Annotated in this window: 9 protein-coding genes; 7 read left to right on the forward strand and 2 right to left on the reverse strand. The window is 49.4% G+C overall.

Annotation, left to right across the window (positions count from 1 at the left end):
- Window positions 1-16: 16 nt before the first annotated feature.
- Complete coding sequence (locus tag Q0257_RS05000) at window positions 17-3,379, reverse strand: DUF748 domain-containing protein (protein ID WP_298022311.1); 3,363 nt, start codon at window positions 3,377-3,379, stop codon at window positions 17-19.
- 65 nt (window positions 3,380-3,444) lie between these two features.
- Here Q0257_RS05000 and Q0257_RS05005 point away from each other — a divergent pair, with 65 nt between their 5' ends.
- Genes Q0257_RS05005 through carB form a run of 7 tightly spaced genes read left to right on the forward strand, consistent with a single transcriptional unit; the run spans window position 3,445 to window position 12,136 of the window.
- Complete coding sequence (locus Q0257_RS05005; RefSeq protein ID WP_298022313.1) at window positions 3,445-4,578, forward strand: epoxyqueuosine reductase QueH; 1,134 nt, start codon at window positions 3,445-3,447, stop codon at window positions 4,576-4,578.
- Between the two features lie 33 nt (window positions 4,579-4,611).
- Window positions 4,612-5,061: a 3-hydroxyacyl-ACP dehydratase FabZ gene (gene fabZ / locus Q0257_RS05010; RefSeq protein ID WP_295152775.1), complete on the forward strand. Its 450-nt coding sequence runs from the start codon at window positions 4,612-4,614 to the stop codon at window positions 5,059-5,061.
- The gene (gene lpxA / locus Q0257_RS05015; RefSeq protein ID WP_298022316.1) at window positions 5,061-5,849 is read left to right on the forward strand and encodes an acyl-ACP--UDP-N-acetylglucosamine O-acyltransferase; all 789 of its coding nucleotides are present in this window, start codon (window positions 5,061-5,063) and stop codon (window positions 5,847-5,849) included. The genes fabZ and lpxA overlap by 1 nt, the downstream gene beginning before the upstream one ends.
- Window positions 5,849-7,087 (forward strand): ATP-dependent protease ATP-binding subunit ClpX, encoded by a 1,239-nt coding sequence (clpX, locus tag Q0257_RS05020; protein ID WP_298022319.1) that lies wholly within the window; start codon window positions 5,849-5,851, stop codon window positions 7,085-7,087. Before lpxA ends, clpX begins: the two co-directional genes overlap by 1 nt.
- 9 nt (window positions 7,088-7,096) lie before the next feature.
- Window positions 7,097-8,131 (forward strand): rod shape-determining protein, encoded by a 1,035-nt coding sequence (locus Q0257_RS05025; RefSeq protein ID WP_005869818.1) that lies wholly within the window; start codon window positions 7,097-7,099, stop codon window positions 8,129-8,131.
- Window positions 8,124-8,873 (forward strand): rod shape-determining protein MreC, encoded by a 750-nt coding sequence (gene mreC, locus Q0257_RS05030; protein WP_298022322.1) that lies wholly within the window; start codon window positions 8,124-8,126, stop codon window positions 8,871-8,873. Before Q0257_RS05025 ends, mreC begins: the two co-directional genes overlap by 8 nt.
- The gene (gene carB / locus Q0257_RS05035; RefSeq protein ID WP_298022325.1) at window positions 8,873-12,136 is read left to right on the forward strand and encodes a carbamoyl-phosphate synthase large subunit; all 3,264 of its coding nucleotides are present in this window, start codon (window positions 8,873-8,875) and stop codon (window positions 12,134-12,136) included. The genes mreC and carB overlap by 1 nt, the downstream gene beginning before the upstream one ends.
- A gap of 990 nt (window positions 12,137-13,126) precedes the next feature.
- Here the strand turns inward: carB and Q0257_RS05040 are convergent.
- The coding region (locus tag Q0257_RS05040) for a hypothetical protein (protein WP_298022328.1) at window positions 13,127-13,695 on the reverse strand (569 nt) is incomplete at its 5' end.

Here is a 13,695-nt window from a genome sequence, read left to right on the forward strand (position 1 = left end):
CCAAATTTTGCTTACGCTATTTTTCAAGACCCAGGTTTAGCGGGATGAAGCTGTTTTGTTTAAGCTCCGCTTCGCTTGGTTTTTTGATCTCTATGCGAGAGGCGCTTACGCCGCGCTGCACGAGTGCCGCTTGCACGGCGGCCGCCCTGGCAAGGGCTAGCTCATCAAGACGCGAACGGGTAAATTTCTGCGCCCCTATCAGCTCCTCCATCGCCTCATCGCCGCCGGATTTGATGCCGTATTTGATCTTAAGCGCCGCTATGGCTTCATCCGTGGAGAGGCCTTGTTTATTGGACATCAGCGTGAGGGTATTTTGCAGAGAGCGCCTTTTAAACTCGTGAGTATCGAGTTTTTCGTTATACGCAGAGTTTAGGATGATCTTGAGTTCGGGCTTGGCTTTTGCGACCTTAGCTAAATCATCTATTTTAGAGTTTTCGCTAATTAAAATTTCGCTGCTCGCCGCCTCAAAATCGATACTTTCCAGCTTTTTCGTATCTACGCCCGCGATCTTTCCCATAAATCTAAACGGGCTTAACACGATGTCCGAGAGCAGCTTTTTGATCGCGCCCCAAACGAGCGCGCCGTAGCTAAATTTCGGATCATTCATCGCGCCGCTTAAAGGCAGGCTAATATCAATCTGATCATCGCCGTCCTTTAGGATCGATACCGCTAGACCGATCGGAAGGCTCAGCGCATCCTTGCTCTGCACCTCTTTGCCGAGCTCGAAGCGGTCTAAATTTAGATCATTGCTTGCGTTTAGCTTGCCATCGTCGATTTTGTAGGCAAGTTTTAAATTTAACTTGCCGCCCGCGATTTCATTGCCGATATATTTGGCGGTATAGGGCGATGCGGGCACAAGTGGGATCTCCTTTAAAACGACGTTTATATCGCTTTTGCGTTTAAAATCCAGCGGATAGGCGCGCGCCGTGATGCTCGCTAGCCCGCTTCCGCTTACGAGCGAGCTAAGCTTGATATCCGCCGCTCGCTTCGGGCTGATCTCGCTGATGCTTGCTTTCATATCGCTGATGCGCAGTTTAAAGGGCGTTGCTAGACTCTCATCGGTGAAATTTAAACTTCCGCCGCTAAGCGAGATATTTTTTACGCTCCACGCAAAGTTTGCCCCGTTTTTTGCGGATCTGCTAGGCGCAGCTTCGGCAGGCTTTGCGGCCTGTTTTGCCTGCGCGGCGGGCTTTATCAGCGAGAGCAAATTTAAACGCCTATCTTTATTTAGCGAGATATTTGCCGCGGGCGAGCCAAGAGCGATCTTATTTAGTGTGAGAGAGCTTGGGCTTAGCGCGATTTGCGCGACATTCAGCGACGCAAGGGAGAAAATTTTATCCCTGCCCGAGCTTAACGCCAAGCCTTTTCCGGATAGCCCCGCTTCGAGCGAGAATGTGTTTGAAAGCTTCAGCTGCCCTTGCGTAGCGAGCTCGCCCGCGATGGAGCCTGCGATAAATTCCGCCATATATTTGTTAAAAACGCTCAAGTTCGGCGCATTTAGGCTGAAGCTCATGCCAGCGTTAAGCGGCGCGATGCTAGCCTTGCCGTCCGCGTTAGCGGTGATTTCGCCCGTGATAAGGCTTGCTTTGATACTGAAGGGCTCGGCGAAATTTGAGCTTAGCCCGCTTAGCGTGGCGCTGAAATCTTTGATCTCGTGCACGTTGTTTTTAACGATAAAGCTCTCGCTGATCTTAGCCTTTGCGCCCGTTATGGAGGCCTCGCCGATCTTAAATTTTAAAGCGGGGCTTTTGGAGGGCTTTTTAGAATCTAAATTTGCACCGCTTGCCGTAGAATTTGCATCCACTTGGTTTGCGGCGTTAGAGCTCGCCGTTTTTTTGGGGCTCGCAGGATTTTTAGAGATCGCGCTTAAAATCGCCAGATCGTTTATGCTTTTGGCGCCGCCCGCGCCCACTTCCGAGTTGAAAAACGGCTCGTTTAGCAAAATTTTATCCACGCCCAGATCGAGATCCGCGACGTTAAATTTCACCCCCTGCACGCCGAAGCTTTCAAATCCGCTAAAAATTCCGTTTTTGTTTGCGATTTTGGAGTTTGAAATTTTAGCAAACTTCAGACTTGCGCCGTTTTGCGCACCCTCTTTGTCGTAGCTAAACGCGCCCAGCTCGGTTGCGGCGACCGAAATTTTATCGCTGCGCGCTAACGTAATCTGCGTATCTGCGATATTAAAGGCGCCAAAGCCCGTATGAAGGGCTGTATCGTTACTTTCGGCGTTAAATTTTAAGAAATTTTCCGTGATTTTAGTGTCGTTTGAAACGACCGAAATTAGCGGGTTTGCAAAGCTTGAGCGGTTTAGATCTACGCTTTTTACGGCGGAGTTTAGCCGCAAGTTCGCGCCCGTTTTATTAAAATCCAGCGCAAAATCCGCGACCTGCGCCCCCTCAAAGCCCGTGGAAATTTTAGTTTCGTTCATATCGTATTTCGCGTCCGAAAATAGCACCTGCGGGATCGCTACTGCGCCTGAAATTTCATCCGAAACGTCCGTATTTAGGCTAAAGCTCGGGATTTTTAGCGAACCAAGCGAAATTAAGCTTTGATCTTGCAAAATTTCTAAGCTCTCAAGCTCGAGCTTTGAGTTTTCAAGCGCAAATTTTATATTTTCATCAAGGCTCAATCGGTAATTCAGCGTAGCGGAAAGAAAGCCGTTCTTAAGCCGCACACCGCTAGGATCGAGGTATGATAGCCAAAACGGATCGATTTTCAGCCGTTTAAGATCTATTTTGCCGTGCAAGCGCAGAGGCGCCAGGTCGATGGCTCCATCGAAGCTCAGCGCGTCGTATGTGCGCGAAACGGCGCTTAAATCGTGCTCGCCGATCGTTTCGTCCTTTAAATTTAGTCCGTTGATCTCATAATTTAGCTCGGTCGAGATGAGCGAAAACGGCCTTTTTAGGGAGTTATCGACGTAGCCCAGAGAGCCGCGCTCGATCTTAAAATTATTCAGCGTGACGTTGAAGCTGGAGTTTTCATCCTTGTTTTCGCTCTTTTGCTCCGAAAGTAGCGGCTCGAAATTGAAAGTGCCGTTTTGCTCGCGCTCGACGTGAAATTTAGGCGATTTGAGATGCAAAATTTCTACCGCGAGAGTCTTTTTAAAAAGCTTTGAAAAACCGATTTTTAAATTTATCTCATCGGCGCTAAACAGCGGTTCAAAGGTGCTAAGCTCCGGCTTTGTGATGTTTAGCTCGTAGGTAAAGGGGTTAAATTTGGCATCCTGCACGCTAAAGCTCGCTCTGCCTTCTAAAATTTTAGGCAGCGCCTTTTCGATGAAAAGTGGCACGCCGAAAAAGCCCGCAAGCACGTAAAACAGCGCAAACCCACCTACGCCGAAGGCAAACTTACGCCAGTGTTTTATAAAAAAATTTTTCATTTTTCCGCTCATTAATTTTGATAGCGTAAAATTATATCCAAAAATTTCGTGCAAAGGGTTAAAATTTGCTGGTTCACATCTGCTGCTCGGTCGATTGCGATTATTTTTTGCGCCGCTTAAAAAAGCTGACGCAAGAGCCGCTAATAGGCTATTTCTACGATCCAAACATCCATCCTTACGGCGAATACGTTCTTAGAATGCACGATGCAAAGCGGGTTTGCGAAAATTTGGGGATTAAATTTATCCCAGGCGAGTACGATTTTCAGGGCTGGTTACAGGGTGCGCGCGGGCTTGAAAACGAGCCCGAAAAGGGCGCGCGCTGCGAGTTTTGCTTTGATTTTCGCATGCAAAAAACGGCCGAGCTCGCGCTAAGCCTAGGCGAGCGCAAAATCACTACGACGCTTCTAATGAGCCCCAAAAAATCGCACTCTCAACTTTGCGCCTCGCTACAGCGCATCTGCGAGCGCTGCGGACTGGAGTTTATCGCGCCCGATTTTCGCAAAAACGGCGGCACGAACGAGCAGTTTGCGCTTGCGAAAAAAGACGCGCTGTATCATCAAAACTACTGCGGCTGCATCTATGCGCTTGCGGCACAGCGGAATGATCAGCGAAAGACCGAGCGGGATTTCGGCGGAAGTTTGACGGCGGATTTGAGGCGAAATTTAGCCTGCGATGCCGAAATTTACGAGCTAATGTCGCCGATCGATCGGCAAATCCTGCCCGCTTCGGTAGAGGAGAAATTGAAATTTTACAAAAAGCTTTGCTCGCTCGAAAAAAATGGAGTGAAATTTAGCGTGCTGCGCGATCGGTTTTTAAACTACCGCCTGCTGCGCGCATGGATTAAATTTGACGGCGAGATCGTGCCTTCGTTTGTGCTATTCGGCTCGCATTTTACGCGTGAAGACGTAAAATTTAGCATGGAGCAAGAGTGTGAAATTTTTTGCAGCGATAAGGAGGAGATTAAAATTTTAAGTCTGGCAAAATTTAACGAAATTTCAAGATCAAATTTCAAAAGCGTATCTGAGATGCTAAAAAATCCGCCGAGTCTCGCGCGCCAAAATAAAACTCGCGCCGCCCTGTGCGCTGCGGGCTCGCTCTCGCCGATCATCGTCACGGACGAGATAAGAGCCGCCAAAGTTCAAATTTACGGGCTCTCGCGCATATTTTTAGACGTTAGGGAAATTTTAGTAAGAATTTGATAAGATTGCAAGATTTTTAAATAAAGGCAGATAATGATAGACATAAACGAAATTCTCTCCATCCTACCTCATCGTTTTCCGTTTTTGCTGATAGATCGCGTCGAAGAGCTCAGCATAGGCGAAAGCATCAAGGCCTATAAAAATGTAACCTACAACGAGCAGATCTTTCAGGGCCACTTCCCGGGGCACCCGATCTATCCGGGCGTAATGATTATCGAGGGCTTAGCGCAGGCAGGCGGCGTGCTGGCGTTTAAGAGCATGGAGAAAGACGGCGTCGATCTAAGCGACAAGGTCGTGTATTTTATGAGTATCGACAACGCTAAATTTAGAAACCCGGTTCGCCCAGGCGACAAGCTTGAGTATCGCATCAGCGTAATCAAACACCGCGGACGCATCTGGGTGCTAAAGGGCGAAGCCTACATCAACGACGGCGCCACATTGGCCGCGCAGGCGGAACTTCAAGCGATGATAATGGATAAATGATGGCTAAAGTTCACCACACGGCGATCATCGAGGATGGCGCCCAGATCGGAGCCGAAGTAACGATCGAGCCGTATGCTTTCGTAAGCTCGCAGGCCAAAATTGGCGACGGCTGCACGATCAAGCAGGGCGCGCGCATCATCGGAGATACTCAAATCGGCGAGAACTCTAAAATTTTTTCATACGCTATCGTGGGTGAAATTCCGCAGGATATGAGCTTTGAAGATGGCGAGCGCACGGGGCTAATCATCGGCAAAAACGCTACGATTCACGAGTTTTGCACGATCAGCTCGGGCTCGCATAAGGGCGACGGATTTACGCGCATCGGCGATAATCTCTTTATGATGGCGTATTGCCACATCGCTCACGATTGCGTGCTGGGCAGCAACATAATCCTAGCCAATAACGCCACGCTCGCAGGCCACGTCGTAATGGGCGATTATGCCGTTATCGGTGGACTTACCCCCGTGCATCAGTTCGTCCAAATCGGCGAGAGCTGCATGATCGCAGGGGCTAGCGCGCTTAGTCAGGACGTGGTGCCGTTTTGCCTAGCCGAGGGAAATCGCGCCTATATCCGCGGGCTAAATTTAACGGGCATCCGCCGCCGCTTCGATAAAGAGACGGTCGAGACGATAAATCGGGCGTATAAATTTTTATTCAACCAGGGTGGGGGCTTAAAGGAGCAGGCGCAAATTTTATTAAACGAAACGAGCGATCAAAACGTGCGCAAGATGTGCGAGTTTATAATCAACACAAAACGCGGAATTCCGCTAGATAAAGGTAAAATTTAATGGCAAATAAGTGCAGTTTTTGCGGTGAGACGGGCGCGGACGGGCGTCGTATATATCCTAACGACGACGGTACGGCGGCTATCTGCAGCTATTGTATCGATATGGCATATGCCGCTATACACGGCAGCGAGGGCCAAAATGAGGCGGTACAAAATCAAAATAAAGAGATCGATTTCGAGGCTATCAAGCCAAAGGCGCTGATGGAGGTTCTCAACCGCTACGTCATCGGCCAGGAGCGCGCTAAGAAAATTTTTAGCGTCGGCGTTTACAACCACTATAAAAGAATTTTCAGGCAGACCGACGCGAAGGGCGACGATACCGAAATTTCAAAATCAAATATCTTGCTTATCGGGCCTACCGGCAGCGGTAAGACGCTTATGGCGCAGACCTTGGCGAAATTTTTGGACGTGCCGATCGCCATTAGCGACGCTACGAGCCTAACGGAAGCGGGCTACGTCGGCGAGGACGTAGAAAACATCCTCACCCGCCTTTTGCAGGCTGCGGACGGCGACGTAGAGAAGGCGCAGCGCGGTATCGTATTCGTAGACGAGATCGATAAGATCGCGCGAATGAGCGAAAATCGCAGCATCACGCGCGACGTAAGCGGCGAAGGTGTGCAGCAAGCGCTGCTTAAGATCATCGAAGGAAGCGTCGTAAATATCCCTCCAAAGGGCGGTCGCAAGCATCCAAATCAGGACTTCATCCAGATCGATACTACTAATATCCTATTCGTCTGCGGCGGCGCGTTCGACGGGCTAAACGAGATCATCAACCGCCGCATCGGGCAGAACGTGTTAGGGTTTAACCAAACCAAGCGCAGCAAAAAAGAGAGCCTGAATTTGCTAAACATGGTCGAGGCCGACGATCTGGTGCATTACGGCATAATCCCCGAGCTCATCGGGCGATTGCACGTAGTGGCTACGCTAAATGAGATTGACGAAAAGGCGATGGTTAGAATTTTAACCGAGCCGAAAAACGCGATCTTAAAGCAATATCAAAAGCTCTTTGCGATAGACGGCGCAAATTTAAAATTTGACGACGACGCGCTAAGGGAGGTCGCGAGCCTTGCGATCAAGCGCAAAACCGGTGCGCGCGGACTTCGCAGCATAATCGAGGAGATCATGATCGATATTATGTTTGATCTGCCTGAGCTTAAAGGCTATGATGTCATCATCTCGAAAGAGGTCGTAGACGGCGTCTCCAAGCCGATACTTGTAAAACAAAATTTAACTGCATAAAGGGGATAAATGTTACTTGATTCGATTCTAGGATTATTTTCTAGGGATATGGGTATTGATCTAGGCACGGCAAACACGCTTGTGCTGCTAAAAGATAAAGGCATCATCATCAACGAGCCGAGCGTCGTCGCGGTGCAAAACGAGCGCTACGGCAAGCAAAGGATCATCGCCGTGGGCGCCGAGGCTAAAGAGATGCTAGGACGCACTCCTGGCGATATCGAGGCGGTGCGCCCGATGAAGGACGGCGTTATCGCGGATTTTGATATGACGGAGAAGATGATTAGGTATTTTATCGAAAAGACCCACAAGCGCCGCTTTTTCGTAAGTCCGCGCATCATCATCTCGGTTCCTTACGGGCTAACTCAGGTCGAGCGCAAAGCCGTGCGCGAAAGCGCGATGATAGCGGGTGCGCGCGAAGTTTATCTAATCGAAGAGCCGATGGCTGCGGCGATCGGTGCGGGGCTTCCGGTAAATGAAGCGCGCGGCTCACTGGTCGTAGATATCGGCGGCGGTACCACCGAGATCGGCGTCATCTCTTTAGGCGGTATCATCAGCGCCAAATCCGTCCGCGTCGCGGGCGATAAGATCGACGCGAGCATCGTTAATTACGTCAAAGAAAAATATAGTCTGCTTATCTCGGAGCGCGCGGCTGAGGAGATTAAGATCAAGATCGGCACGGCGGTGCAACAGCAAAAAGATCTTACATACACGGTCAAAGGAAAAGACCAGATCAGCGGGCTTTTAAGCTCGGTCGATCTTACGAGCGAGGACGTTAGAGAGGCGATCAAAGACTCGATCAGAGAGATTGCAGACGCGCTGAAATTTGTCCTTGAGAGCATTCAGCCAGAAGTCGCCGCCGACATCGTCGAAAACGGCGTCGTGCTAACGGGCGGCGGCGCGCTCATTCGCGGATTGGATAAGTATCTAAGCGACACCGTAAAACTTCCGGTTTTTGTCGCGGATGAGCCGCTGCTGTGCGTCGCAAACGGCACGGGAAAAGCCCTAGAAGAGATCAAATCGCTAAAACAAGCGGCAAATGACTAATCTCAAACTCCTCCTCGTCGCGGTTTTGCTGGTAGCCGTTTCGCTAACGTTCGGCTCGTATATCCACGGCAAATTTATCGGATTTGCAGGAGGAATTTTAGAGGTTTATTACGGCGTGAGCGATCGGGTAAAAAGCGCTGTGAACGAGCATTTTAACCAGGCAGAGACGATCAAAGCTCTACGAGAAGAAAATGCCGAGCTAAAAAAATCGGCGATGCTGCTTAGTACGTTCGCGGGCGAGCTCAATAAAATTTTGATCGATAAAAATAGCTCCATTTATGAGCCCAAAGTCCAGCTCGTAAAGGCGTTGAGCTACGCGAATCTAAACGACTACAACAAATTCTTTGTAAATTTTGAAAATTTTAACCCAAACAAAATTTACGGCCTCATCAGCGAGGGCAAGACCGCAGGAATTTTAGTAAATAAAGACGGGCGCCCGCTTGCGATCTTACAGCGCGACGAAAAGAGCAACTTCTCCGTTTTCATAGGAGATGCTCAAATTCCTGGCGTCGCAGGCGGCGAAAATAACGAGCTCGTAGTTAGATACATCCCGCAATGGCTCGATCCTAAGGTAGGTGATGAGGTACTTACAAGCGGCAAGGACGGGATTTTTTTTGCCGGCGTGCCGGTAGGGAAGGTTAAAGAAATTCAAAATGGGAAGCTATACAAAAGCGTCGTCGTAGAGCCCTATGTGGGCTCCGAGATGCCGGCGTTTTTGTATGTCGTTACAAAGGAAAATTGATGCCCAAAAGAGATGATATTAAGACGATTTTACTGATCGGCAGCGGTCCGATCGTAATCGGTCAGGCGTGCGAGTTCGATTACAGCGGCACGCAGGCTGCCAAGACGCTAAAGAGCCTCGGATACCGCGTAGTGCTAATAAACTCTAACCCCGCTACTATTATGACCGATCCCGATTTTGCCGACGCTACCTATATCGAGCCGATCACCAAAGAGAGCATTTTGCGTATCATAAAGCGCGAGGGCGTCGATGCGATCCTGCCTACGATGGGCGGACAGGTCGCGCTAAACGTCGCGATGCAGGCTTACGAAAGCGGCGAGCTAGCGGGGATAAAATTTCTAGGCGCCAAGCCTGAAGCGATAAAAAAGGGCGAGGATAGGGTGAAATTTAAAGAGGCGATGATTAAGATCGGAATGGATCTGCCCAAATCCAAATACGCCTACAATATCGAAGAGGCGATGGCTGCTGCAAATGAGATCGGCTTTCCGCTCATTATCCGCGCTAGCTACACCCTGGGCGGAGCTGGTAGCGGCGTAGCGTACAATATCGACGAGTTTAAAGAGGTCGCGCAAAATGGGCTAGACGTGAGCCCGATAAATGAAATTTTGATCGAAGAGAGCCTGCTTGGATGGAAAGAGTTCGAAATGGAGGTGATCCGCGATCATAAGGACAACTGCATCATCGTCTGCTCGATCGAAAATTTCGACCCGATGGGGGTGCATACGGGCGATAGCATCACGGTTGCGCCCGCCCTGACGCTTACCGATAAAGAGTATCAAAGGATGCGCGACGCGAGTTTTAAAATTTTACGCGAGATCGGCGTGGATACGGGCGGCAGTAACGTGCAGTTTGCGGTAAATCCGCAAACGGGGCGGATGATCGTCATCGAGATGAACCCGCGCGTAAGCCGCAGTTCGGCGCTTGCGTCCAAAGCCACGGGCTATCCGATCGCCAAGGTCGCTACGATGCTGGCGGTAGGCTTTAGCCTGGATGAGATCAAAAACGACATCACCGGCACGCCCGCGAGCTTTGAGCCGGTGATCGATTATATCGTGACTAAAATTCCGCGCTTTGCGTTTGAAAAATTCCCCGGCGCAAACCCGTATCTAGGTACTGCGATGAAGAGTATCGGCGAGGTGATGGCGATCGGGCGCAGCTTTAAAGAGAGCATTCAAAAGGCGCTGTGCTCGCTGGAGAAGGGCTACTTCGGCTTCGTGGAGCTAAATTTAAGCGAAAAGGATCTCATCTTCGGGCTTCGCAACGCGCAGCAAGATAGAATTTTATATATCGCTCAGGGCTTTAGAGCGGGTATGAGCGTGGATCAAATTTACGAGCTTAGCAAGATCGATCGCTGGTTTTTGAGCCAGATCGAGCAGATCGTAAAATTTGAAGAGCGCATCGATATGGAGATCATCAACGACGCGGCGCTTCTAAGACAGGCCAAGAGCTGGGGCTTTAGCGATAAGATGATCGCAAATTTGATCAACAAAAAGGACAATCTGGGTCTTACGCAAAACGACATCCATTTTGCCTGCGCCAGACAGGGCATAGGTCTTGAATACAACGAAGTAGATACCTGTGCGGGCGAGTTTGCGGCGCTTACTCCGTATCTGTACTCCAGTACCAACATAACGCCCGCCATCGCAAGCCGTAAAATTTCAAAAGATAATAAAAAGGTCCTCATCATCGGCGGCGGTCCGAACCGCATCGGGCAGGGCATCGAGTTTGACTACTGCTGCGTGCACGCTAGCTACGCTCTGCGCAATATGGGGATTGCTACGATAATGTATAACTGCAACCCAGAAACCGTCAGCACGGACTACGACACGAGCGATATTTTATACTTCGAGCCGATCGATTTTGAGCACGTTAGAGCGGTCATCGAGGCCGAGAACCCCGACGGCGTGATCGTGCATTTCGGAGGTCAAACGCCGTTAAAGCTCGCCAAGCGCTTAAGTACCGTGGGGGCCAAGATCATCGGCACGAGCGCGCGCACGATAGACGTAGCGGAGGATCGCAAAAAATTTAGCGAGTTTATCGCAAGCATCGGCGTTAAGCAGCCGAAAAACGATACCGCCATAAGCGAAGCCGAAGCAATCGAAAAGGCCGCAGCGATCGGATATCCCGTACTCGTGCGCCCTAGCTACGTGCTAGGCGGTCGCGCGATGCGGCGCGTGCATAGCGAAGCCGAGCTTAGGCAGTATATGAGCGAAGCCATGAGCGTGAGCCACCACTCTCCCGTGCTGATAGATAAATTTTTACTTGACGCGACCGAGCTTGACGTCGATGCGATCTGCGACGGGCGCGACGTATATATCGGCGCGATAATGGAGCATATCGAAGAGGCGGGCATCCACAGCGGCGATAGCGCGAGCATCCTGCCGCCGCTTAGCCTAAGCGCGGAGATTATCGATCTGGTAAGCCGCCAAACTAAAGAGATCGCGCTAAATCTCGGCGTCGTGGGGCTTATGAATATTCAATTCGCGATTTTTGAAAACGAGCTTTACATCATCGAGGTAAATCCGCGCGCGAGCCGCACCGTGCCGTTTGTGAGCAAGGCGAGCGGAATTCCGATGGCTAAGGTCGCTACCCGCGTAATGTGGCAAGGGGGTCTGCGCGAGGCTTTGAAATTTTACGACGAGTTCGGCGTGCTGATCGAAGAGAAGGGAATTTTAAAGCCGCGTATTAAAAATCATATCTGCGTCAAAGAGAGCGTCTTTCCTTTCAACAAGCTTGCGGGCGCGGATCTGATCCTGGGGCCTGAGATGAAAAGCACCGGCGAGGTGATGGGTATCGGCGAGAGCTTCGCCAAAAGCTTTGCTAAATCGCAAATCGGCGCGAACAACGCGCTTCCAAGCGGCGGCAAGGTATTTTTGTCGCTCGCAGATCACGACAAGCTGCGAGCTGTGGAGCTTGCACGCGCACTTACGGGTGCGGGCTTTAGTATCGCGGCTACGAGCGGCACTCACAAGCTACTGGGCGAAAACGGCGTGGAGTGCGAGTTTGTCTATAAAATCAGCGAGGGCCGCCCAAATATCGAGGATAAGCTCAAAAATGGCGAAATTTCGCTCGTCATCAACACTAGCGATAGCAAATCAAGCTCCACCGATGCCGCGAAGATCCGCCAGAGCGTGCTGCGCTTTAGACTGCCGTATTTTACGACGATGAAGGCGGCGATCGCGGCTACGCGCTCAATCTGCTCGATAAAGGATCAATCCGCGCTTGAAGTTAAAACGTTACAGGAGTATCTAAGCGGCAGATAGCACGAGCAGCCTTCCGCCGGCACCATACCGCGATGAGATTTTAAAATTTTAACTTACTTTTAGGCGATACGGTTAAATGGAACGCGAGTAAATTTAACGCGTAGGATCATTAAGAAATTTAGGCATGGCGAATCGTGGTAATACAATAGCGCTTTTTATTCTTTGAAAGAGCTTTTGATTTGCTGGACGAATATAAAAATATAACAGATATTCATACATGTAAAAACCTAAAGTTTTTATGGCTTGATAATGGCAAAGACGCTGCTATCGATAGCTGCGAAAAGTTAATCTTTCGAGAAATGCCGCAATTCAAGCATTTAACAGGGAGTTGCAGATAAAGATACGGCAAAAAAGCTTTTGTAAATAAAAATCGCCGAAGATTAAAATTTTTGTATTAATAATGCTTTTGAGGAAAGGCGCAGTGAGATACTATAGAGTAAGCGGTGTTGATAACAATGCCTATTTTTACGGCGACAATAAAGAGTTATTGAAATTTTGCTCTAAATGTAAATTGATCGTCAATCGCTATGAAGCGGCAATGGCGGCTGCGGAAACATTTGTGCTAAAAAAAGAGATGCGATTATTCTTCTTGCTGGGACGGAGAGACTGTCGTGTCGCAAAGATTTGTCGATATATACAATAAATACAGTTTAAGCGGATTATCATTTATCAAACTTCCGCGTTCAAAGAATTTTTATCTTCTGCAATGTCATATCGAGGTAAGATACGATTACGGCAATAACCCTAACTTGGTACGCCGCCAATTATGTACCGAGTGTGGGTAATATAGGGAAGTTTCGTGTGTTTTACCGATAAAGATACTTGACGAGGATTGGTTAAAGAACAATGCTTTTTATAAAACGGATTTAATTGTCGGCTGTGTCGTCGGGCGCTGGCCGTTACTGTTGGCAACGGACGATGTTCCGCACATATTTCAAGCGGAAAAGATAAAAGATATATATTTTAAACTATGCAATAAAGCGGATAATATTAAATTTTAAGCGGGCAAGCCCATTTTGTAGTAAAAATTTGCCCTAGCACTGCGGCATCCGCCTCAAAATAGTGATTTATCTCGCGCGTTTGCTCGCCGTCGCCCGCCAACTCGTAGTGGGTGAAGATCAATTTGTCATCGCGGAAGTCTATATCACAGATCGATGAGGCGATCTCACCGAGCGAGCCCGCTTTGGGTTCAAAGCCTGCAAGCGCAATCTCGGCGATAAATTCAAATTTGTCCGCATCAAAGAGGTAGTGGCGAAAGTAGCCGTCGTCGCGCACGAGCCAAATTTTTTCATTTATCGGCACGATACCTCCCAGCATAAACTCCCGCGTCTTGCCGTCTAGCGTGAGCTCGTCGGGAAAACGAAATTCACGCAGCGGCTTTAGTTTGGGATAGCTCACGATAGCAATCCGCCCCTCGTAAAAATTTAAAAGCACCGCTTCGCGCGGTAGGTTATTTTTCTGCTCGCGTGGTTGCTCGATTTTTTGCGCATTTTCGCGCTCGCTCTTCAAAGCACATTTTTGCTCGCGCTTTTTTTCGTCGTAGCATTTACTATCTAGCG

The sequence above is a fragment of the uncultured Campylobacter sp. genome (assembly GCF_938018035.1).
In the GTDB taxonomy this organism is placed as follows: Bacteria; Campylobacterota; Campylobacteria; order Campylobacterales; family Campylobacteraceae; genus Campylobacter_B.

Bases quoted from the DNA above. Each gene is read 5' to 3' on its own strand.
- Q0257_RS05000 (WP_298022311.1), bottom strand. From the start codon at position 3,379: ATGAAAAATTTTTTTATAAAACACTGGCGTAAGTTTGCCTTCGGCGTA.
- clpX (WP_298022319.1), top strand. From the start codon at position 5,849: ATGGCAAATAAGTGCAGTTTTTGCGGTGAGACGGGCGCGGACGGGCGT.
- carB (WP_298022325.1), top strand. From the start codon at position 8,873: ATGCCCAAAAGAGATGATATTAAGACGATTTTACTGATCGGCAGCGGT.
- Q0257_RS05025 (WP_005869818.1), top strand. From the start codon at position 7,097: ATGTTACTTGATTCGATTCTAGGATTATTTTCTAGGGATATGGGTATT.
- lpxA (WP_298022316.1), top strand. From the start codon at position 5,061: ATGGCTAAAGTTCACCACACGGCGATCATCGAGGATGGCGCCCAGATC.
- fabZ (WP_295152775.1), top strand. From the start codon at position 4,612: ATGATAGACATAAACGAAATTCTCTCCATCCTACCTCATCGTTTTCCG.
- mreC (WP_298022322.1), top strand. From the start codon at position 8,124: ATGACTAATCTCAAACTCCTCCTCGTCGCGGTTTTGCTGGTAGCCGTT.